We start from the raw sequence: 22,579 nt of genomic DNA on the forward strand, positions 1-22,579 counted from the left end.
GAGGGACGGAGGGCTGGCCGGCCGGGTGAGAGCGAAGGAAAAGGTTCCGAGAAAGGGGCGCTTGTCCGGAGCGGAGAGAAGCTTGTCAAAGGGAATGACTTCCGAAACGCCGAGATGCGAGGGGTTGAGCGAGCCGCGAGGTGAGCGAGATTTCGAGCACAAGGACAACCTGTCTGAGAGGGAGCGTTTGGAGGAGGAAATGGGGAAGGGAAGGTCGTGACGCGCGCCGTGCTTGTTTTCAGCGAAGAAGCCAGGGTTGAGAATCCCTGGTGTAGCGAAAGGGCATGGCGCTGACAGAATCCAGGAAATGGATCCTGTTGGTCCAGCAATTTCAAATAGATAGATTATTTGATGGAGAGTTTGATTCTGGCTCAGAACGAACGCTGGCGGCGTGGATAAGACATGCAAGTCGAACGGAAGAATGCTAGCTTGCTAATATTCTTCAGTGGCGCACGGGTGAGTAACACGTGAGCAACCTACCTTCGAGTGGGGGATAGCCCCGGGAAACTGGGATTAATACCGCATGAGGTCGAAAGATCAAAGCAGCAATGCGCTTGAAGATGGGCTCGCGTCCTATTAGTTAGTTGGTGAGGTAACGGCTCACCAAGGCGATGACGGGTAGCCGGTCTGAGAGGATGTCCGGCCACACTGGAACTGAGACACGGTCCAGACACCTACGGGTGGCAGCAGTCGAGAATCATTCACAATGGGGGCAACCCTGATGGTGCGACGCCGCGTGGGGGAAGAAGGTCTTCGGATTGTAAACCCCTGTCATGTGGGAGCAAGCAGCAATGTTGATAGTACCACAAGAGGAAGAGACGGCTAACTCTGTGCCAGCAGCCGCGGTAATACAGAGGTCTCAAGCGTTGTTCGGAATCACTGGGCGTAAAGAGTACGTAGGCTGTTTTCTAAGTCAGGTGTGAAAGGCAGGGGCTCAACCCCTGGACTGCACATGATACTGGGAGACTGGAGTAATGGAGGGGGAACCGGAATTCTCGGTGTAGCAGTGAAATGCGTAGATATCGAGAGGAACACTCGTGGCGAAGGCGGGTTCCTGGACATTAACTGACGCTGAGGTACGAAGGCCAGGGTAGCGAAAGGGATTAGATACCCCTGTAGTCCTGGCAGTAAACGGTGCACGCTTGGTGTGAGGGGACTCGACCCCCTCGTGCCGGAGCTAACGCGTTAAGCGTGCCGCCTGGGGAGTACGGTCGCAAGATTAAAACTCAAAGAAATTGACGGGGACCCGCACAAGCGGTGGAGTATGTGGCTTAATTCGATGCAACGCGAAGAACCTTACCTGGGCTTGACATGTAATGAACAACATGTGAAAGCATGCGACTCTTCGGAGGCGTTACACAGGTGCTGCATGGCCGTCGTCAGCTCGTGTCGTGAGATGTTTGGTTAAGTCCAGCAACGAGCGCAACCCCTGTGGCCAGTTACCAGCACGTTATGGTGGGGACTCTGGCAAGACTGCCCAGATCAACTGGGAGGAAGGTGGGGACGACGTCAGGTCAGTATGGCCCTTATGCCCAGGGCTGCACACGTACTACAATGCCCAGAACAGAGGGGGCCGAAGCCGTGAGGCGGAGGAAATCCTGAAAACTGGGCCCAGTTCGGACTGTAGGCTGCAACCCGCCTACACGAAGCCGGAATCGCTAGTAATGGCGCATCAGCTACGGCGCCGTGAATACGTTCCCGGGTCTTGTACACACCGCCCGTCACATCATGGAAGCCGGTCGCACCCGAAGTATCTAGAGCCAACCGCAAGGAGGCAGGGTCCTAAGGTGAGACTGGTAACTGGGATGAAGTCGTAACAAGGTAGCCGTAGGGGAACCTGCGGCTGGATCACCTCCTTTCTATGGAGAAAAGACAGGGGCGAGAGTTCCTGTCCAGGTCGATCCCGTTCTTTAGGGACGGGAAAGCCGGGTTCGCAAGGCCCGGCAACGATATTACAAGATGTGTAAGAAAAAGAAGTCCTTGAAGCGCAAGCGCAAGGCAAGTACGACGTGCGTGACGACCTTTCCTGTAAAAACCAACCCGTAACCGGATCCAATTGGGGGTATAGCTCAGTTGGTAGAGCGCCAGCTTTGCAAGCTGGATGTCCGGGGTTCGAGTCCCCGTGCCTCCACCACCCCAAACCTCGTAAAGCCCTTGAAAGGTAGGAAGTTTAAGGAAAAAGGCATGTAAGGAAGACTTGGCCTATAGAGAAAACCATGGGCCTGTAGCTCAGTTGGTTAGAGCACGCGCTTGATAAGCGCGGGGTCACAGGTTCAAGTCCTGTCAGGCCCACCATATAAAGACAAGCCGGCTCATAAGCCCGGAGAAGAAAAGAAGCGAAGCGAAGATTGACATCCGCGTGGCAAAAGGGTTCTTGTACCTAGGAGAAAGTCGTGAGACATTTTCAAAGGAGATCAAGAAAACCCTGAAGTGGGAAACTACAAAACACATATTGAATAACACGCAAGCATACAAGATTTAACAGTATCATCACATGGGGACTTGCTTTCCTTTCTGAAGGAATGGAATCAAGAAACCAAGGGCGTACGGTGAATGCCTTGGTGCCGACAGGTGAAGAAGGACGCGATAAGCTGCGAAAAGCCTCGGGGAGCTGCAAATGAGCTACGATCCGGGGGTATCCGAATGGGGTAACCTAACCGGGGGAAAGCCCGGTTGACGTTGTCTGAATACATAGGACAACGATCGCGAGACCCGCTGAAGTGAAACATCTCAGTAAGCGGAGGAAAAGAAAGAGAAATCGATTCCGTAAGTAGTGGCGAGCGAAAGCGGAAGAGCCCAAACCGAAAGTACTTCTTTCGGGGTTGTAGGACCACGCCATGATCGATCATGAAAGATAGCAGAACAGTTTGGAAAGACTGGCCGGAGAGAGTGAAAGCCTCGTAAGCGAAATCTTTTGTGAGATCTAGTGGACTCCTGAGTAATACACCACACGTGGAACGGTGTATGAATCCGCGCGGACCACCGCGCAAGGCTAAATACTAGTCGGCGACCGATAGTGAACAAGTACCGCGAGGGAAAGGTGAAAAGAACCGCTGTGAGCGGAGTGAAATAGAACCTGAAACCGTATGTCTACAAAGTGTCAGAGCAGCGCAAGCTGCGATGGCGTGCCTTTTGTTTAATGAGTCTGCGAGTCAGTGTCTGTGGCAAGACTAAGGGCTTCCGGCCCGGAGTCGAAGCGAAAGCAAGTCCGAACAGGGCGGTTTTTAGTCGCAGGTACTGGACCCGAAGCGGAGGTGACCTACCCTTGGCCAGGTTGAAGCGTCGGTAAAACGCCGTGGAGGACCGAACAGGTGAACGTTGAAAAGTTCTCTGATGAGCTGAGGGTAGGAGTGAAAGGCTAATCAAACCCCGTGATAGCTGGTTCTCTTCGAAATGCATTTAGGTGCAGCGTTACGTGCTGATGTGCGGGGGTAGAGCACTGACAAGGCTAGGGGGCACACCCGCCTACCAACCCTTATCAAACTCCGAATACCGCACAATGGAGCGTAGCAGTGAGACAGTGGGGGATAAGCTTCATTGTCGAGAGGGAAACAACCCAGACCAGCAGCTAAGGTGCCCAAACAACGTTGAGTGGAAAGGATGTGGGATTACACAGACAGTGAGGATGTTGGCTTAGAAGCAGCCACCATTTAAAAAATGCGTAATAGCTTACTCATCGAGTGATCCTGCGCCGAAAATGATTGGCGATGAAACGTTGTACCGAAGCTCTGGATTTCTCCTGCAAGGGAGGAGTGGTAGAAGAGCGTTCCGTGTACGTTGAAGGGCGATGGCGACTGACCCTGGAGAGCACGGAAGTGAGTATGCAGACATGAGTAACGTTAAGCCGGGTGAAATCCCCGGCCGCCGTAAACCCGAGGTTTCCAGGGCAACGAGATTCGTCCCTGGGTTAGCCGGGACCTAAGCCGAGGCCGAGAGGCGTAGGCGATGGACATCAGGTTAATAATCCTGAGCTTCCGACCCTTAAACTGGGGGGACGCATGAGTAGAGATGGACAGGTTATTGAATTCCGAGGCCGGTTTACGGACTGGCCGCACCATCAAAGCGAGTGCCAAGAAAAGCCCCAGCGTATGCTAAGGAACCCGTACCGCAAACCGACACAGGTGGGTGGGTAGAATATACCAAGGCGCAAGAGTGAACTCTGGTTAAGGAACTCGGCAAATTAGCCCCGTAACTTCGGAAGAAGGGGTGCCTGCAGAGATGCAGGCCGCAGAGAAATGGCCCAACCGACTGTTTATCAAAAACACAGCACTCTGCAAAGACGCAAGTCGAAGTATAGGGTGTGACACGTGACCAATGCCGAAAGATTAAGGCAAGGTGTTAGCCGCAAGGCGAAGCTCTGAACCCAAGTCCCGGTGAATGTCGGCCGTAACTATAACGGTCCTAAGGTAGCGAAATTCCTTGTCGGGTAAGTTCCGACCTGCACGAATCGTGAAACGAGTTGGGCACTGTCTCAACCAGACGCTCAGTGAAATTGTAGTGGCGGTGAAGATGCCGCCTACCCGCAGAAGGACGGAAAGACCCTATAGACCTTAACTGTAAGCTGTCATTGTTTCTTCGGTCTCAATGCTCAGAGTAAGTGGGAGACGTTGAAGCCGGCCTTTAGGGGCCGGAAGAGTCATCAATGAGACACCACCCTTTGAGACTGGAGAATCTAACGCTGAGCCGTGAAACCGGCCAGGGGACCGTGTCAGCCGGTCAGTTTTACTGGGGCGGTATCCTCCCAAAGAGTAACGGAGGAGCGCGAAGGTTGGTTCAGCGCGGTTGGCAACCGCGTGACGAGTGCATGGGCATAAACCAGCCTAACTGTGAGACCGACAAGTCGATCAGATGCGAAAGCAGGCCCAAGTGATCCGGCGGTAGAAAGTGGAATTGCCGTCGCTCAACGGATAAAAGGTACCTTAGGGATAACAGGCTGATCACGCCCAAGAGTTCATATCGACGGCGTGGTTTGGCACCTCGATGTCGGCTCGTCGCATCCTGGGGCTGGAGAAGGTCCCAAGGGTCCGGCTGTTCGCCGGTTAAAGCGGCACGCGAGCTGGGTTCAGAACGTCGCGAGACAGTTCGGTCCTCTATCCTCTGTGGGCGTTGGAAAATTGAGGGGTTCAGACCTTAGTACGAGAGGACCGGGTCTGACGCACCACTGGTGCACCGGTTGTATTGTCAAATGCACGGCCGGGTAGCTAAGTGCGGAAGGAATAAGCGCTGAAAGCATCTAAGCGCCAAGTCCCTCCCAAGATGAATTTTCCCCATAGGAACGTGGAAGACGACCACGTCGATAGGTCGCAGGTGGAAGCGCAGCAATGTGTTGAGCCGAGCGATACTAAACTCCGAAAGACTTGATTCCTCCCTTTTAGGAAAGGGAGCAATCCTCATGTGAAGGTATTGTGAAGAAGCCTTGCATGGTATGAAAGAGTGGAAAGTAAGACCCATAACAGCAGAAACACCCCGCCACGCGGATGTCAGGCTTCGAGCCCGGCTTCCTCCCCTTTTTCCCTTGCCTCCGCGTCCAAAACAGAAGAAGATCAATCCCCATCATCCCCCCCCCGAGAGACCCCCGGGCAGGCAGAACGGACACCCCCCTCCCCAGAAAACGGGAGCCTCCGCCCTGAAGCCCGGTGATCTTAGCCCAGTGGTCCCACCCGGTCCCGTTCCGAACCCGGCAGTGAAACGCTGGCGCGCCGATGGTAGTGAGAGTATAGCTCTTGTGAGAGTAGGTCGTCGCCGGGATTGATTATGAAGCCCCGCCTTGTCACCATGCAAGGCGGGGCTTCTCTGTTTATACTCGAATCCTCATCCCCGCGAAAGAGGCAGGAAATCTGTGAGATGAAATTCTCTCAAATGCTTGAACATGCGCTCATCCAAAGGTATGATAACGTATCATGAATGATGGATTTCCACGTAAGCTTAGATTCTTGTCTTTGCTGGTTTGTTTTCTCCTGGCGGTGTTTGGAGTGGGTGTATCGTTGCTGTTGCGCGGAGAGGGGGATGCTGCAATTTGTTTGCGCTCGTTTTTCCCGATATCGACTGGGTATGAGGAATGGATTCCCGGAAGTTTGTACGTAGCTCAGTGGACGGAAAGCGGATTGACTGGGCCAGTGAAGGATATTTTGATTCCTCCGTGGTGGATTGTTTTTGCCATGTTGATTGTCATATCCGGTCAAGACCGCTGGAAGTTATGGATGCGTGGCATGTCGTGGTTCTGTTTGGGGGTGTGGGGGCTGCTCCCTATTGTCTATTGCTTTTTTCCGGCTCTTGCTGATTCCGACATGTTGAAAATGTGCCGTTTGATCCTGTTGATTTATCTGGCTAGTGCAGTTCTTTATTATGTGGTGGTGCCTGTTTTGTGGCCTCGCATGTTGAAGAATGCGGAAGGGAGTGTCGGCATTGACGCTGTGAATCCGACAAAGGGGAAGACGGTCAAACAGATTGCCGAGAACGGGATTAATTATAAGCCGCGCAAGTTTTTGTTTGGCAAGGCGGATGAGAAGCTTGTAGCGCATTGGGGGATGGTGGGAAAGGCGATTATTGCTCTGTCTAAGACGCGCCGCCGCCGGGTTGCTGTGTTTGCTGTTATCTTGCTGGCATGGCCTCTTCTGGTTTTTACGCTTTCCGGAGGCTCCCAAGGTATTTACGAACGGGATGTTGAATTGATGTGGGAGACAGTGAGGTTGCCGGATGGAACGGTTGTGGCTTCTGTGCCGGCTGTCGAGGCGGCCAGGAGGGTGTTTGCCGATGATGTGGCGTTACGCGGGTTGACACGTGATGAGGTCAGGAAACTGTTGCGATTCGATTTGATGAATCCTGAGTATAAGTTGAATAGGCCCCGTTATTCCTGGGAAGAGGGAAGGATGTTTCTGCGTATTTCTTCCGGCAGGAATTCGGCATTTCTGCAACTGGGTACGAATGATGAGGGGAAGGTGGTTGTTTCTTGGATGGAATCGTTTGCGGATACTCCGAATTTCCTCAAGGAGGCAGTCAATCCCGAATAAACATTTTGCCTCGTTCCGCCATGGAGCGGAACGAGGCAATCGTTAGTGCTTCTAACCGAGCCGGTCTCGTAAGTCGAGCCGGAATGGCGAGTTTATGGGATGATGTAGGCGAGCCAGACGACAGCCTTTTTCTGGGCGATGACAGCGCTGGCTTCCGTGATAGTGGCGGTAACCCATTGCGCTTTTTCCAATGCGACGGGGGCTAGAGCCGAGGAGGCTCCGGTGAACGATTGTTCCCCGGCTGTTTTTAACGAGATGGCATTGGCATAGGCATTTGCACTTTGTTCATTGCCGATTTTGATGGAGAATGTTGTCCCAAACGATTCATTGCAGATTTTGCAGAGATGAGGGACGATGACGGCTCCTTTGGGCAGGAAGGCAAGCTGGATGGTATCGTTGGCTACCATGCCTCCATTGCTTTCGATGGTGGAGCGAGCGAATGCAATCCTGCCTCCCAGGACATTGCCTGGGGTGAAGTTGGCAGATTGACCTGTCAGGGTAGCCTGGAGTAGTTCCGCAGTGTCTGAGTAATATGTAGTCATATTGTCCGATTAAGTTATTTGGTTTCTTTGCACATGATTTTGACGAAGCCTTCTTCTTGGAGGCGTGTGGCGCCACAGCTGAATTTGGCACGTACCTGCAGGGCTTCGTCCATGTCGTCGCGCACGGAGAGTTTGACTTTAAAGTCATCCCAGAAGCCGAATTGCGCTTTGCTCTTGACCCATGCGAGACAGGTTCTGACGCTGCCGGAGGTGATGGGAAGGCGTTGGGTACGGACGAATTTGAACCCCATGAAGGTGTCTATTTTTCCTTCGACGAGGGCTTTGATGTTGTTGAAGTCGTAGCTGCTGACTTCCGTTTCCCGGAGCAGGCTCATGATTTGCGAGCTGGTGGCGGCAAGGACGAGTTGGTCCCCGAAATGGGAGGAGTCTTGATGCCAGGCTTCGTTTTCTTCAAGGAGCTGCAAAGTGGCTCGCAACTTGGCGACGGTGAGATTGTCGTCCTTGGCGGAGCCGGATTCGACATAGTTGACGGCGATGGTCTGGGCGTTGCCGAGTTCGACTGCCTGGAGACCGTCTTCTCCAACATAGTTGGTGCCGAGGAATCCGGTGATCATGACGTCGTCCATGCGACGACCTGCAGCGGCCCTGAGTCCCTCAATAGTTTTGGAGACGGGGACATCCATGTTTCCGAGCTGTTTGGCGTCGAATTCATCATAGCCAATGGCCTTGGTGAAGACGCGCGGCCTCATGGAACGGCGCAGAGTGGGGGCTTCGTCCAGAATGGTTTTGCCGACCCGGGTGGTTTTTTCCTCGAAATCAAGGACGCCGAATTGGTCGAAGAAGACGACCTTTCCGCTGAGGTCCCTGGCAACGGAGACGTAATCTTCCAGCCGGGAAGTTTGCTGCTGGAGGAGGGTCCCCCATTTGTTGGTGTATTTAATCTGATAGTTTTCGTTGATTGTTGTAGCCATAATTGAAATGGTGTTGTAGATGATTGCTGCGGCTGTTGGATTGAACCTGGTTTCTGCCCGGGATTGGGTAGCGAGCAGGTGGTCCTGTCGCTCCATGGGATGCGGGATCCGGTGTTGCCGGATTTGTCCGTGTCACGGTTGCTGTGCCATTATGGAGTGAACTGTATTTCTCGCATCCATTCCGATACGTGATGGTGGACGGGACAGGGAAATGATCTTTTCTTTGGAGAGAATTGCATGTAGATTGCGGAGTCATGAACGAGCCTCTCTCTCCGGACGATCCGTCGATTACACTGCCAGACTTGGAACCGTCCCCGGTTCCCAAGCGGTTGGAACAAGTGAATACGCCTCTTCCGAACAGGGAAAAGATGCGTGCTACACGTAGAAGGCGTGCCGGATGTGTGATTGTGGTGCTTGCTGCATTCATGTGCCTGGCATGTCTGTTCTGTGGTGCGTTCGGTTATGCCTATTTCCAGGAATTGGGGTGGCTGCCGCGTACGTTGCAACAGGAAGAGCCTTCTTCGGTGAGGCTGAATGTGCAGAAGGAAAAGATTTGCGAAGCTGTTAGAATCGATGATGGCAAGAGTTTTCAAGGAATTACGGTGACTTGTTCCCGGAAGGGGGGTGATGGCTCTGAAGCTCAGTCTGCGACGTTGCAGGTGAGTGGAGCTTATGTCGCGTCGTATGGGATTGTGGCTTCTTCGATACGGATTTGGGAGTATTATCCGATGACATCGGAACTTCAGGTGTCGGTACCTAAGCTGAAGGTTGCCGGGTTGCTGGTATTGCCTGGACGGATTACGGATGCAGAGGGCCGCGAGGTTGATAATTTATTGCCAGAGGAACGGGCTGCTATTGCTAGAGAAGCCAGAAACCAGCTCTACCAAAAAGTCGTTGCCGACATGGAGACTGATACGACGATACGCAAGAGATGTACGGATTGTTTCCGGATGCTTTTATCGGCGTTTGGCATTAATCCTGTCCTTGTGGAAGAAGGAATGGGAGTTTCCTGAAATTGGGAGAGAAACTCATGGATTTGTGCTTTCCAAGGAAGATGAATTCTTCTAGAATTCACCTATGGCTTTTGGAAATCAGAGAACAGTCGCCAGCCCGGCAACGCTTGAAGGAACATCTCTCCATACCGGGCAGGCCGTCACCTTGACATTGAAACCTGCACCGATTGATTACGGCATTAAATTCCGCCGGGTTGATCTGCCCGATCAGCCTTTTATTTCGGCTGATGTGGAGAAGGTGCAGACTGTTGAACGAGCAACGTCTCTGGCCGAGGGGTCGGTCAAAGTCCATACGGTAGAGCATATTCTTTCTGCTTTGACTGGGATGGGGATTGATAATGTGGTGATTGAGATGAATGCCAATGAACCTCCCATTGCGGACGGTTCTTCCAAACCTTATGTGGAGCTGATCAAGAGTGCCGGAATCGTGGAACAGGATGCTCCCGTCCGTGTATGGGAAGTCCGTGAACCGGTGACGGTGGAAACGAAGAGCGGTTCTATCCTGACGATTCTTCCTTCCAAAACTTACAGGCTTTCCGTGACGTGTGTTGGACCGGAAGGCCGCATTACTCAGTATTTCGATTCGGTTATTACGCCGGAGACATACGAAAAGGAACTGGCTCCCGCCCGTACCTTTACGTTTTACGAAGATATTAAGCCTCTTTTGGAAAAGGGACTGATCAAGGGTGGGAGTCTGGAGAATGCCGTCGTTATCCGCGGAGAGGAACTCCTCAGCAAGGAGCCGATGCGTTTTAACAATGAGTTTGCCCGGCACAAGGCCATGGATCTGATCGGAGATTTGACTTTGGCCGGTAAGAGGATTCTCGGTCATGTGATTGCTGTCAAGCCGGGGCATGGTCCGAATACGGAACTGGCCTCCCGATTGAAGAAAGAATATACGAGGATGCAGCAGATGAAGCCTCAGAGTACGGATATTCCCTATGGAGATGCCGTACTTGAGACGAAGGAAGTGATGAAGCTGCTTCCCCATCGCTATCCGTTCCTGATGATTGACCGCATTATCGGTTTTGAAGGCGAAACGAAGTGCCGCGGCATGAAGAATGTGACGATCAACGAACCGTTTTTCCAAGGACATTTTCCGGGGCATCCCGTGATGCCTGGAGTGCTTCAGGTGGAAGCGATGGCGCAGCTGGCATCGATTTTGATGCTGCGCATGCCGGGTAATGTCGGCAAGATCGGTTATTTCATGAGTGCCGACAAGGTGAAGTTCCGCCGTCCCGTATTCCCTGGCGACTCCCTGATTATCGAGGCTGAAATGGTTAAGATGCGAGGTAATATCGGTCAGGCGATCGGGCAGTGTCTGGTTAATGGTCAGGTTGTTTCCGAGGCTGAATTGAAGTTCGGTCTTCTGGACGGCTGATGCCTTTTTAGGATAGCTCCTTTCCGGTTTTCCCGTTAGGCGGGGTAACGGAAAGGAGCTGCCTGTTGCAAAGTGCTTACGAGATTGGAATAGATCTATGCCGGCAGGTGATTCAGGAGAGAATCCGGACTATTTGGCCAACCAGCTGATTACTTGTATCGGCAATAAGCGGGCGTTGCTCGGATTTATTGATACGCCGTTGCGCCGGGTTAAGCAACGCCTGGGCAAGCATGCTTTGGATATTGCCGATCTCTTTGCCGGGAGCGGAATTGTTTCCCGGTATTTCAAGGCTCATGCGACACGCTTGATTTCCAATGATCTTGAGGAATATGCCCGCATTCTCGGGAAATGTTACCTGACTAATGCCCGCGAGGTGAATATCCGGGCTCTCGAAGAGGCTTTGACCGAGCTTTTGCCCGAGGTTGCCTCAGACCGGGAGGGAGGGTTTATTTCCGAGTTGTACGCTCCGGCCGACGATGAGAATATCCAGCCTGGGGAACGTGTTTTTTATACGCGTCGCAATGCGCTGTATCTGGATGCCGCCTGTCGTGCCATTGGCCGGCGTCCGGAATGGATGAGGCCGTTTTTACTGGGACCTTTGTTGTCGGAGGCTTCGATTCATGCCAATACGTCCGGAGTTTTCAAGGGATTTTACAAGGATGCGGCAGGGATTGGGAGTTTTGGCGGCAGGAAGGGAGATGCCTTGTCTCGGATTACGAGTCCGATTTATTTGTCCATGCCCGTCTGGTCGCGTTTTTCGTGTCCGGCGACGGTTTACCGCGAGGATGCCAATACTCTGGTGCATAGGTTGGATCCGGTGGATCTGGTGTATCTTGATCCTCCCTACAACCAGCACCCCTATGGCTCCAACTATTTTATGTTGAACTTGATTGCGGATTACAGACGGCCGGAGAAGATTAGCGATGTCTCTGGCATTCCCGGGGATTGGACTCGTTCGGCCTATAATTCGTCGGGAAAAGCTAAGGAGAATCTTTTTTCTCTGGTATCTGCCTGCAAGGCATCCCATATTCTGATTTCTTACAATTCCGAGGGGTTTGTTTCCCAGGATGAGTTTGCGGCATTCTTGCAATCTCAGGGCAGATTGGAAACGTATGAAATCCCGTATCTGACATTCCGCGGAAGCCGTAACTTACGTAATCGATCATTGGTTGTGAATGAATATCTCTATCTTTTGGAGAGGTTCTAGTGGAACGGAGATTATTGTCGGAAACGTGGAATACGAAGCATATATTACGTTGCTGAACCGGAAAAATGAAAAAAACGCATCAGACGTGTTGACAAAGCTGCGATAAATATTATTCTACTTCCCCACACACTTCCCTGCGTGCAGTCCGAAAGAGGCGCGGGACATTTCATTCACCAAACAGTTACCTTTTTATTATGAGCAAGAGGACCTATCAACCTTCCAAGCGTTGCCGCAAGAACCAGTTTGGTTTCCGTGCCCGTATGGCTACCAAGAATGGACGCGAAATTTTGCGTCGTCGTCGTGCTAAGGGCCGTAAGCGCCTTCTTCCGAAGGGTGCTGAAATTCAGTACAAGCGCCACACGATCCAGCACGGTCGTTAATCGGCTGTGGCCGGAGAGGCTGGCCATATTACGATTTCTTTTCACGGGCCGCCCCGCGGGGAGATGCGTTTGACTCGTCAACAAAGCATGAATCGGGCGTTCCAATTTGCCCGTGTGCGTAGTCAGGGTGCATCTACTGCAGGTCGGCTTCTTGTTTTGAGCGCATGTCCTTTGGATCACGCGGATGAGCCTTCCGCATTTGGCATTATTTGTACCAAGAAGGTCGGTGGTGCCGTTCTCCGTAATACGTTGAAGAGACGTATTCGGGAGCTTATTCGCATGCACGGGGATTCCCTTGCATGCGGTTTGCATGTCGTCTGTGTCTTGAGGTGGCGTGCAGCTACGGCTCCTTTCTCAGCTTTGGAAAAAGACTGGCTTAAGACTCTTTCCCGACTGTTACGGGAGCTGGAAAGGATGAAGGGAGACTCTGCTGAACAGGAGGAGGCGCCCGTATGAAGAAGCTGGTTATTGCGTGCGTGCGGTTTTACCAACGCTTTGTCAGCCGGCCTTTGCATTTTCTTGGCGGACCGATGAGTGGATGCCGTTTTTCCCCGACTTGTTCGCAATATTTTATTGAAGCCGTAGAAATACATGGAATATGGAAGGGAACAACGTTAGGTATCTGGAGGATTTTGCGCTGCAATCCCTGGGGTGGCTCCGGGTTCGATCCCGTGCCTCCGCGTTGTTCGTCCGGCAGTTCTCATTTTCCTGGGGATGGTGACGCTTCCAAATAAGACCCATTTCAACACATTACTTTTTATCTACATTTTCCCAATCAACTACTATGGATCGCAAATCATGGATTATTATAGCCCTTTGCGCGGTATTGCTGGGTGCTGACTACTACTACTCAAGTACTCAGCCCAAGCCTCCCGTAGCACCTCAGTCTGTATCTCAACCCGCAACGAAAACGGCTTCTGCCGATGCGGCGTCAAACTCTCCTGCTCTTCCGGGGGATATGGCGGTTGTTCCGCCTGTTGACGAAAGCAAGCTGGAAACCTGGCCGATGGTCTCTTATGCCGGAGAAGGAAAGGATAGAAAGCCGGTAGCGACGTATTCGATTGCCAATATTGGCGGTTCAATCCGCAATGTGGAGATGGAGGGAGATCTGGTCGATAGTCGCCATGTACCGGATGTCGACGTGAAGATCAATGAGAATGGCACGTACGGGATCGGTACACTCGTGTTCGGGATTACTCCCGCGGCGGATCCCAGTTACGATACGTCCGTTTATTCGAAGGTTGATTCTGAGAGCAACGATGAGAAACTGACCCTTGTTGCACGGCTTGCCAATGGACTTGCCGTGAAGAAGGAATATACGTTTGATCCGTTAAAGGACGAGAACGGCGCTCTTTTGGCAGGCAGCAAATATATGCTGAAACTGAAGATAACGCTTTTTAATCCCATGGATCATGCCGTGCGTCTTCCGGATATGGGCGTTTTTGCCGGTGCGGGATACCCAATTGCCAAGAGTGAAATGGCCGAGGCGTTCACTCACTTTTTCTATATGACGGATGGTAAATTCGTTCAGGAAACGCCATCGTATTTTACAGGGGGCTTTATATCATCTGCCAAGCCGCGCGAGGTGGCTAATCTGGTTAACCTGACCTATGGTGGGGTGATGAGTCAGTATTATGCCAGTATACTGATACCGGCGGAGGATTCCCGCGGTTCGATGATTTACGCCCAGCGTCAGTTGTTCCATCTGAAACATGAAGGAGACCATGAAGTACCCGGGGTCATTTTGGCGATGGGGGCTCCGGTGGTGGATCTTCAGCCCAAGGCCGAGAAGGTGCTTTCGTATGAGATCTATGCGGGCCCGAAGAAGAACCAGGTTCTCAACGAGTTGCCCTATAAACTGGATGAAGTCATGGCATACGGATGGCTAACTATCCTGAGTGCTCCGATGAACTGGTTGCTCAACTTTTTCTTCGGCCTTGTCGGTAACTGGGGTATTGCCATTATCTGCATGACGATTGTGGTGCGCATTGTCATCTGGCCTCTTTACAAGAAGTCCTACATGGCGATGAAGCGTATGTCGCTCGTCCAGCCCAAGATGCAGGAATTGAAGGAAAAGTACCCGAATGATCCGCAAAAGGTCAATGTGGAGATGATGAAGATGTATCAGGAATACGGCATCAATCCTGCCAGCGGGTGTCTGCCAATGCTGATTCAAATCCCGATCTTCTTTGCCTTCTACCGTGTTCTGCAGTACTCGGCGGAGTTGCGCGGTCAGCCTTTTTTCTGGTGGGTTAAGGATTTGTCATTGCCGGATACGGTGTATGAAATCCCGCTTCCCTTTAGCTCGTTTCCGACTCTTCCGGTTAACATTCTTCCTCTGATTATGGCGGTAACGATGGTAATCCAGATGAAGATGACGCCGCAGGCCGGGGATAAGATGCAACGCCGGATTATGGCGTTTATGCCTCTGATTTTCTTTTTCTTCTGCTACAACTTTGCATCGGCTTTGGCTTTGTACTGGACGGCTCAGAACTTGATTAATATGGGACAAACCTTGTTGATCCGTCGTTTGCCCCAGCCGGAACTGACCAAGACAAAGAAAAAGAAAGCCGGTTTTTTGCAACGCATGATGGAGCAGCAACGTATTCTTGCCGAACAGCAAAAGCAACAGGGAGGAGGTATGCGTAACGTAACTCCCGGAAGGAGGAAGAAATAGGCAGAGTCTTGCTATAACGTATAATTTTTCAAGGGGCTATCTCGGATTAGAGAGATAGCCCCAAATAATAAAGAGCTCTGGCATTTGCTTGTTGTTGAGGCGGGGTAGGGACTAGGAGAGTTTAGGAAGATGTTCTAGTCAATTGTTTGTTTGCCCTCTTCGACATAGCAGCGGAATGATTTCATTTTTCAGGTTTGTTTTTTCTTCCAAGCCTGACCTGATTTTGTCGTCGGGTGGCTTGCATGTGCCATGTCGGATTCCCGCATGGTTTCGTATGGAGAAGGATTCGTCAGAAGATTGTTTTGAGGAAAATCAGATCCGGAACAGAATATAAATTCAAATAAAAAATGAAACGATAAGTTTTATATAAGATTATTATTTATAATGTTTTTTGTATTTATGGTTATATGCTTTTAGGATGATAAGTCTTGATATTTAAAAAATATTTTTAGAATGATATTGACATATTGAATGTTTCTGGAAACCATGTAGTATGATTTCCAGGGTATTGAATTGTATATTGTTTCTTTCGATTATTTCTCTTTCAAAAGGAGTTGCCTCAGACCAGGAACCCTACACTTCTTTCTATGTTCCGAATAAATACGTTCAAGAAAACGGATTTCTCAAGGAACATCAAAATCTGATGCATCCTCCCCAATTTGCGAAAATTAAAGAAAAATTACCTCGTCCTGAATGGGATGCCCGACCGGATGTTATTTCGAGTTACTGGAAAGCATGGGAAATGGGATTTAGCAATATTAAGGCGGCGACTCCTCAGAACGGTTTTATTTCCCCATATATTGATCCGGTATTCAACGGTAATATTTTCATGTGGGACTGCAGTTTTATGACAATGTTCGGAAAGTATGGTGCTCATGCTTTTCATTTTCAGGGGACCTTGGACAATTTCTACTGCAAACAGTTACCTGACGGTTTTATCTGCCGGGAAATATATGGTACCAGCGGGAAAAACTGTTTTGAAAAATATGATCCTTCCAGTACAGGCCCCAATATTATGCCGTGGGCCGAGTGGGAATATTATCTCAATTTTAATGACAGGAAGCGTTTGGAGAAGGTATTTCCTCCGTTACTTGCCTATTACCAGTGGATGAACCTTAACCGAACTTGGCAGGACGGATCTTACTATCTTAGCGGTTGGGGATGCGGAATGGATAATCAACCGAGATTACGCGGCAATTACCATCGAGAATTCAGCCATGGTCATATGTCGTGGATAGACGCCAACATGCAACAAATATTGTCCGGTAAAATTCTTGTGTCCATGGCACGGGAACTTGGGCGCGAAGCGGATGTGAAAGACATACAGAAGGAAGTTGATTTTCTTAGTAGATTCGTGAACGAAAAAATGTGGAATTCGGATAAAAAATGTTACGCAGACCGTTTTCGTGATGGCAGTATTTCCGGCGTGCAAACCATAGGTGCCTATTGGGCGCTTTTAGCTGATGTCATTCCCGCAGACCGTATAAAATCTTTTGTTTCTCATTTGGAAAATCCAACCAAATTCAAGCGACCTCATCGGGTGCCGACTCTTTCGGCCGATGATCCCGCGTATGTTAAAAATGGGGGAGGATACTGGTGTGGTGCCGTTTGGGCTCCTACAAATTACATGGTTTTGCGAGGCCTTTCCAGAATAGGGGAAGACAAAATAGCTTTTGATATAGGCTTGAACCATTTGAATAACGTTACACAGGTCTTTCAAGAAACGGGAACATTTTTTGAAAATTATGATCCTGAAATTACCAAGGGACGGTGCCGTCCCGGGATGGTAGGCTGGACTGGTCTGGTTCCCATTGCCGTCCTTTTTGAATATGTTTTCGGTCTCCGGGCGGATGTTCCTCACAATACTCTGATTTGGGACATACGTCTTACGGATTCTTTTGGCGTTAAACAATATCCTTTTGGCAAAGATGGCCTTTTGGACCTTTATTGTGCTTTGCGCCCCAATGGACTCCAAAAACCAGAAATAACAGTTAAGTCTAATCGGGATTTTACGCTTAAAGTGATTTGGGGAGGTGGTTCTGAAGAAATTGCCGTCAAAGCGGAGACAGATGAATAATGCGTGTTATCTAATGAGTATGGATAGTTTTATTCTTTGTTGTCCTAATGAGCTGAGAGAAGGTTGTTAATAGATGGATATTCTGTATGTGCTCGGCAGGCCGCATGATTCCGGGTAAACTTAAACCGCTGCTCCTGTGGTGGGAAGCAGCGGTTTGATCTGGAGGGATGTCCTACATCAATCCGGAAAGGGTGGATGAACCCCGATTTCTGGAAGATGGCTCCTGGGTGGGGTTAATTGTAGAGTTTGACGTAGTATTCGTCGGCCATGCGATCTGCGTCGAAATAGGGATAGATATCGTTCATGGCATTGAAGACGATGTCCATCCATGCGTCGTTGTTTTCGTAATAGGTAGGAAGGACTTTGTCTTCGAGGATGTTGTAGAAGTTGTCGCGGTCGGAACGGTCGCGGGCTTCCGGGGAGAGGTTGGGGGCTGCGGTGGGGATGACGAAGCTGTTTTCTCCGTCTTTGGCAAACTCGCAGATCCAACCGTCGAAGGTGGAGATAGAGACGCTGCCGTTCATGGCGGCGGACATGCCGGAGGTTCCAGAGGCTTCACGAGTGACAACGGGGTTGTTAAGCCACATATCGGAGCCATTTTTCAGCACGCGGCTCAATCCCATTTCGTATCCGACGAGGACGGCGGAACGGGGATATTTGGCGGAAAGCTTGTTGAGGTTGTTGAAAATTTCAATAGCTTTATGATCGGTGGGGTAGGGTTTGCCGGCCCAGATGAATTGAACCGGGCGGTTCGTGCGTTGCAGCATGCGCTCAAAACAGGTGGGATTGCCCGTGATAAGTTCGGGACGTTTATAGGCGGCGAAACGGCGAGCCCAGACGATGGTGAGGCAGTTCGGATCGAAGACACGACCAGTTTGTTCGCCAACGATGCGGAAGAGGTCTTTTTTCAGAGCGCGTTTACGGCGCCGGAAGGCTTCCTTGTCCCGTGAGTGGAAGGCTTCGGCAAGTTCGTGGTCCTGCCAGTATTTCTGGTTCTGAGCATTAGTGATTGAGGTGATCGGACAGATGTTGTCGTAACCCTTCCACATGTCGATGGAGACATCGCCGTGTAGCTTGGAGACTCCGTTGGCTTTGTGGCTGAGCCGCAAGGCCGAGAGTGTGTAGTTGAAGGTGTTGTCGTTGCCGTCCAGCTGAATGGCAGAACGTACTTCGTCCAGAGAAAGGCCATCAAAGAAGGAAAAGGTATTCATCGTGTTGATGTCCATCTTTTCATTGCCGGCTTCTTCCGGAGTATGAGTGGTGAAAACAAGATGCTTGCGGACTTCTTCCACACTCTTGGTTTTGGCGAGTAAGTGGAAGGCGGCAGCCAGGCCGTGAGCTTCGTTAAGGTGGTAGATTTCGGGTTCGACGCCGAGTTCTTCAAAGAGGCGGGCTCCACCCTTGCCGAGCAGGACATATTGCGCAATGCGGGTGAAACCGTTGGCATCATACAGGCGGCGGGAAATGTTACGGCTTTCTTCGTCGTTTTCTTCCAGATCCGTGGAGAGGAAGAACATCGGAGCGGAACCGAAGGTTTCCGGGCGCAGGAAATAGGCTTTGACCCAGACGGGCGCCCCGCAGACGCGAATGAGGAACTTGATGTTGTGATCTTCCAGGAAGGAGTAGTTTTTATGGACGTACTGAGTGGCCATGGAACCGTCTTCCGCACGGATCTGATTATAGTAGCCGTAACTCCAAAGGATGCCGACGCCGACGAGGTTCTGTCTCAGGTCGTGCGCACTCCTCATATGGGAGCCGGAGAGATAGCCGAGACCGCCTGAGTAGATCTTGAAGGCGTTGTCGATTGCGAATTCCATGGAAAAGTATGCAACGCTTTTGGCGTATTTCGGATCGATTTCGTAGGGATGTTCGAACAGTTTCGGGAGAAATGAAGTTGCCATATTTGTGTGGTGTTTATCGGAAAAGCTTATGGAATGTCTTCTGGCAATATCACCTCAAATCCATTTATGGAAGCCGAAAATGATCATTTGACGTAATGTTTGCCTTCAGAGGCCGTTTTCATTGGGAATATTCTGGTACGGAAATTGTCCGGCGTGCGAGCTTTTGGCTTGCCTTTGCATCCTGCTGCGAGCATGAATATCACCATGAAAGCACTGGTGAAAACTCAAGCTGCACCGGGCTTGGAATTGATTGACATTCCCATGCCCGAAGTTGGACCGAACGATGTTTTGATTCGCATTTACAAGACCGCCATTTGCGGTACCGATCTCCACATTTGGAAGTGGGATTCCTGGGCTCAAAGGACGATTCCGGTTGGGATGCAGGTCGGACATGAATTCTGCGGAATCATCGAAAAAGTAGGCAGTGCCGTGAAGAGTTACAAGCCCGGGGAAATCGTTTCCGGCGAAGGCCATATCGTTTGCGGAACATGCCGCAATTGCAAGGCCGGACGCCGCCATTTGTGCCCCAACACCCAAGGGGTAGGCGTGAACCGTCCCGGTTGTTTTGCCGAATATCTCAGCATTCCTCAGGAAAACGTGTATCGTATTCCCGCGGAAATCCCGATGGAAATTGCTTCGATTTTCGATCCTCTTGGCAATGCCGTTCATACGGCCCTGTCATGGGATCTCGTCGGGGAAGACGTTCTGATTACAGGGGCAGGCCTGATCGGTAGCTTGGCTGCTGCAGTTTGCAAGCATGCCGGTGCCAAGAACATTGTCGTCACCGACGTCAATGACTACCGCTTGGAGATTGCTCTCCGCCTGGGGGCGACGCGCGCTATCAATGTAACTCGCGAAAAAGTAACCGATGTCTGGCGCAATGAGCTGGATATGGAAGAAGGTTTCGATGTCGGGTTGGAAATGAGCGGCAATCCCTCCGGATTGAACGATATTCTGGATAATGCTTGTAACGGCGCCAAGGTGTCTCTGCTTGGCATTATGCCCGACCAGGTTGCCGTCAGTTGGGATAAAATAATCTTCAAGGGATTGATGCTGAAAGGGATTTATGGCCGTGAAATGTTTGAAACCTGGCACAAGATGAGCAAGATGGTTCGCGGCGGCATGGATATCAGCCCGATTATCACTCACCGTATCCCGTATACGGACTTTGCCAAAGGCTTCGAAGCAATGGCTTCCGGCAATTCCGGCAAGGTCGTTATGGACTGGATTCTATAATTTTTTAAAATAGGTATTGCCAAAGTGAGGGCGGGTGTGTATAAAGCTCCGCCCTCACCCCGCATGAGCGGATAGGCGAACCTTTTTTACACACATAAGATTATGTCCAAGCATTCCAGTCTCAAAGCTACCGGCACTGTGGGCGGCAAGCGCTCCGTTCTCAAAAGATTTGAACGCGTTAAACTGATGAAGGAACGCGGTCAGTGGAAGAAGGGGCAGAGCCCCATCGGTCTCCCCAAGACCAAACACGAAGACTGATCCGTCTTCTCATCTCTGTCCCTGCCTGGCAGGAGCGGGATTTTAACAGATTTCCTTTAAGGAAAGGCCCCTTGGTTTGTCCGAGGGGCTTTTTTTCTCCCGGATGACGCCGCGAGGTATTGTCCGGGAGGAACCATACAGATTGCCGTCGTTCTTTCCTTAGTGACAGGGCGGTGGCGCGATGCCGCTGTGAAGCGGTTCCCAAATAGACAATAATAAAATAATATGAATGAAGATATGAATGAGGCCGTAGGTGCCTCTGATGACAATGCCGGTAAAATCAGATTGAATAAGTTTCTGGCATCATGCGGAGTTGATTCCCGCCGTGCAGCGGATCAGCTGATCGTAGAAGGTAGAGTGGAAGTGAATGGCCAGGTTGTTGAAACGCCCGGCATAAGGGTTTCCTCCGAAGATTTTGTAAAACTGGACGGACACCACATGGTTCCCAAAGAACATTCCGTTGTCCTGCTCAACAAGCCGCGTGGTTTTGTATGCAGCCGCGAGGCTCAGGGGGCGGAAGGTACGGTTTATGATCTCCTGCCTCCCAAGTTGCGCCACTTGAACTATGTGGGACGCCTTGACGCCGATTCGGAAGGCTTGCTTATCATGACTAATGATGGAGAACTCGTCCAGCAATTGAGCCATCCCTCCGAAGGAGTGGAAAAGGAATACTGGGTGACTTTGGATCAGAACTTTGACAACAGTGTGCTGATGCAGTTGCTGAAGGGCGTTCGCATTGCGGAAGGCCAGGCCAAGGCCAAGTATGTCTGCCGTGCATCTGCACGCCGGGCATATATTGTCCTGGAACAGGGATTGAAGAGACAGATCCGCCAGATGTTCGCCTGCCTGGGATTGCGTGTCAGGAAACTGGTACGCGTGCGTATCGGTTCCCTCTGGGGAGGAGATTTGGAACCGGGAAGTTGGAAATTCATGGATCCGGCAGAAGTGGCTCTTGCCTCAGTCAATCCCAAGCGTCCTCGCAAATATTTGGGTGCAAAGGAATTGGCCGCTTATAAGGGAACATCCCGCAAACAGGGTGCTGGGGCTCCCTTTACGTTCCGTGCTTCGGAAACCAATGATGGCGACGAAAACTACGAATTTAATCCGGCAGACTTTGAAGGAGTTGATCTGGACGAGGATACGTATGAATTGTCTCCGGAAATGAAGACGAGATTCTCCGATCAGGAAATTCCGGAACGGAAACCTAGAAATAATTCTTTTGAAGGACGTTCGGACAGGCCTTTTGCTCGCCGCGAAAGTAGCTTTGGAGGCCGTCGTGAAGGAGGCTTTGGAGAACGCCGTGAAGGCGGATTCCGTGGCAACCGCGAAGGAGGCTTTGGAGGCCGTCGCGAAGGAGGTTTCGGGGAACGCCGTGAAGGCGGGTTCCGTGGCAACCGCGAAGGTGGCTTTGGAGGTCGTCGCGAAGGAGGTTTCGGAGAACGCCGTGAAGGCGGGTTCCGTGGCAACCGCGAGGGAGGCTTTGGAGGCCGTCGCGAAGGAGGTTTCGGAGAACGCCGTGAAGGCGGGTTCCGTGGCAACCGCGAGGGAGGCTTTGGAGGCCGTCGCGAAGGAGGTTTCGGAGAACGCCGTGAAGGCGGGTTCCGTGGTAACCGCGAAGGTGGTTTTGGAGGCCGTCGCGAAGGAGGTTTCGGAGAACGCCGTGAAGGCGGGTTCCGTGGCAACCGCGAAGGTGGTTTTGGAGGCCGTCGCGAAGGAGGTTTCGGAGAACGCCGTGAAGGCGGGTTCCGTGGCAACCGCGAAGGAGGCTTTGGAGGCCGTCGCGAAGGAGGTTTCGGGGAACGCCGTGAAGGCGGATTCCGTGGCAACCGCGAAGGAGGCTTTGGAGGCCGTCGCGAAGGAGGTTTCGGGGAACGCCGTGAAGGCGGATTCCGTGGCAACCGTGATGGTGGCTTCCGTGGCAGTCGTGGTGGAGACCGTTGATTTCCGATCCACAATATTCTACAA

15 protein-coding genes, 2 tRNA genes and 3 rRNA genes are annotated in these 22,579 nt (G+C 51.3%); 17 read left to right on the top strand and 3 right to left on the bottom strand.

Annotated elements, in window-relative coordinates; translation table 11 throughout:
* Window positions 1-348 precede the first annotated feature (348 nt).
* The 6 genes from QET93_RS05820 (at window position 349) to QET93_RS05845 (ending at window position 7,010) form a co-directional block, all read left to right on the top strand.
* Window positions 349-1,859 (top strand): 16S ribosomal RNA (locus QET93_RS05820).
* A gap of 199 nt (window positions 1,860-2,058) precedes the next feature.
* Window positions 2,059-2,134 (top strand) — tRNA-Ala (locus tag QET93_RS05825).
* Between the two features lie 84 nt (window positions 2,135-2,218).
* A tRNA-Ile gene (locus QET93_RS05830) sits at window positions 2,219-2,295 on the top strand.
* A 231-nt stretch (window positions 2,296-2,526) separates the two neighbouring features.
* Window positions 2,527-5,365, top strand: a 23S ribosomal RNA gene (locus QET93_RS05835).
* A 267-nt stretch (window positions 5,366-5,632) separates the two neighbouring features.
* Window positions 5,633-5,748, top strand: a 5S ribosomal RNA gene (rrf, locus tag QET93_RS05840).
* Together the 16S, 23S and 5S rRNA genes with 2 tRNA genes alongside form the textbook arrangement of a ribosomal RNA operon.
* Window positions 5,749-6,074: 326 nt before the next feature.
* Window positions 6,075-7,010, top strand: coding sequence for a hypothetical protein (locus tag QET93_RS05845; RefSeq protein WP_322190139.1), 936 nt, complete (start codon window positions 6,075-6,077; stop codon window positions 7,008-7,010).
* Window positions 7,011-7,102: 92 nt separating this feature from the next.
* Here QET93_RS05845 and QET93_RS05850 read toward each other — a convergent pair whose 3' ends face one another.
* Together QET93_RS05850 and QET93_RS05855 are read right to left on the bottom strand one after the other, a co-directional pair.
* Window positions 7,103-7,552 (bottom strand): hypothetical protein, encoded by a 450-nt coding sequence (locus QET93_RS05850; RefSeq protein WP_280131512.1) that lies wholly within the window; start codon window positions 7,550-7,552, stop codon window positions 7,103-7,105.
* A gap of 14 nt (window positions 7,553-7,566) precedes the next feature.
* The gene (locus QET93_RS05855) at window positions 7,567-8,580 is read right to left on the bottom strand and encodes a phage capsid protein (protein WP_280125296.1); all 1,014 of its coding nucleotides are present in this window, start codon (window positions 8,578-8,580) and stop codon (window positions 7,567-7,569) included.
* Window positions 8,581-8,738: 158 nt separating this feature from the next.
* Here QET93_RS05855 and QET93_RS05860 point away from each other — a divergent pair, with 158 nt between their 5' ends.
* The 8 genes from QET93_RS05860 (at window position 8,739) to QET93_RS05895 (ending at window position 17,219) form a co-directional block, all read left to right on the top strand.
* Window positions 8,739-9,497 (top strand): hypothetical protein, encoded by a 759-nt coding sequence (locus QET93_RS05860; protein WP_280125297.1) that lies wholly within the window; start codon window positions 8,739-8,741, stop codon window positions 9,495-9,497.
* Between the two features lie 64 nt (window positions 9,498-9,561).
* The gene (locus QET93_RS05865; RefSeq protein WP_280125298.1) at window positions 9,562-10,878 is read left to right on the top strand and encodes a bifunctional UDP-3-O-[3-hydroxymyristoyl] N-acetylglucosamine deacetylase/3-hydroxyacyl-ACP dehydratase; all 1,317 of its coding nucleotides are present in this window, start codon (window positions 9,562-9,564) and stop codon (window positions 10,876-10,878) included.
* Between the two features lie 97 nt (window positions 10,879-10,975).
* Window positions 10,976-12,085 (top strand): DNA adenine methylase, encoded by a 1,110-nt coding sequence (locus QET93_RS05870; RefSeq protein WP_280125299.1) that lies wholly within the window; start codon window positions 10,976-10,978, stop codon window positions 12,083-12,085.
* Window positions 12,086-12,279: 194 nt separating this feature from the next.
* Window positions 12,280-12,465: a 50S ribosomal protein L34 gene (gene rpmH / locus QET93_RS05875; protein WP_280125300.1), complete on the top strand. Its 186-nt coding sequence runs from the start codon at window positions 12,280-12,282 to the stop codon at window positions 12,463-12,465.
* Window positions 12,466-12,528: 63 nt separating this feature from the next.
* Window positions 12,529-12,921, top strand: a complete 393-nt coding sequence (gene rnpA / locus QET93_RS05880) for a ribonuclease P protein component (RefSeq protein ID WP_280125301.1) — start codon at window positions 12,529-12,531, stop codon at window positions 12,919-12,921.
* Window positions 12,918-13,199 (top strand): membrane protein insertion efficiency factor YidD, encoded by a 282-nt coding sequence (gene yidD / locus QET93_RS05885; protein WP_280125302.1) that lies wholly within the window; start codon window positions 12,918-12,920, stop codon window positions 13,197-13,199. Before rnpA ends, yidD begins: the two co-directional genes overlap by 4 nt.
* A gap of 50 nt (window positions 13,200-13,249) precedes the next feature.
* The gene (yidC, locus tag QET93_RS05890; RefSeq protein WP_280131511.1) at window positions 13,250-15,142 is read left to right on the top strand and encodes a membrane protein insertase YidC; all 1,893 of its coding nucleotides are present in this window, start codon (window positions 13,250-13,252) and stop codon (window positions 15,140-15,142) included.
* 493 nt (window positions 15,143-15,635) lie between these two features.
* Window positions 15,636-17,219, top strand: a complete 1,584-nt coding sequence (locus tag QET93_RS05895; protein ID WP_280131510.1) for a trehalase family glycosidase — start codon at window positions 15,636-15,638, stop codon at window positions 17,217-17,219.
* A gap of 233 nt (window positions 17,220-17,452) precedes the next feature.
* Here the strand turns inward: QET93_RS05895 and glgP are convergent, their stop codons facing one another.
* On the bottom strand, window positions 17,453-19,120 hold the full coding sequence (glgP, locus tag QET93_RS05900) for an alpha-glucan family phosphorylase (protein WP_280125305.1): 1,668 nt from the start codon (window positions 19,118-19,120) through the stop codon (window positions 17,453-17,455).
* A gap of 204 nt (window positions 19,121-19,324) precedes the next feature.
* Between glgP and tdh the strand changes: the two genes are divergently transcribed.
* The 3 genes from tdh to QET93_RS05915 all read left to right on the top strand — a co-directional run bounded on the left by tdh (window position 19,325) and on the right by QET93_RS05915 (window position 22,555).
* Entirely contained in the window at window positions 19,325-20,356 is a 1,032-nt protein-coding gene (tdh, locus tag QET93_RS05905; RefSeq protein ID WP_322190140.1) for an L-threonine 3-dehydrogenase, read from the top strand.
* Window positions 20,357-20,458: 102 nt separating this feature from the next.
* Window positions 20,459-20,614 (top strand): small basic protein, encoded by a 156-nt coding sequence (locus QET93_RS05910; protein ID WP_280125307.1) that lies wholly within the window; start codon window positions 20,459-20,461, stop codon window positions 20,612-20,614.
* Between the two features lie 237 nt (window positions 20,615-20,851).
* Entirely contained in the window at window positions 20,852-22,555 is a 1,704-nt protein-coding gene (locus tag QET93_RS05915) for a pseudouridine synthase (protein WP_322190141.1), read from the top strand.
* Window positions 22,556-22,579 lie beyond the last annotated feature (24 nt).

The organism is Akkermansia sp. N21116 (assembly GCF_029854705.2).
In the GTDB taxonomy this organism is placed as follows: domain Bacteria; phylum Verrucomicrobiota; class Verrucomicrobiia; order Verrucomicrobiales; family Akkermansiaceae; genus Akkermansia.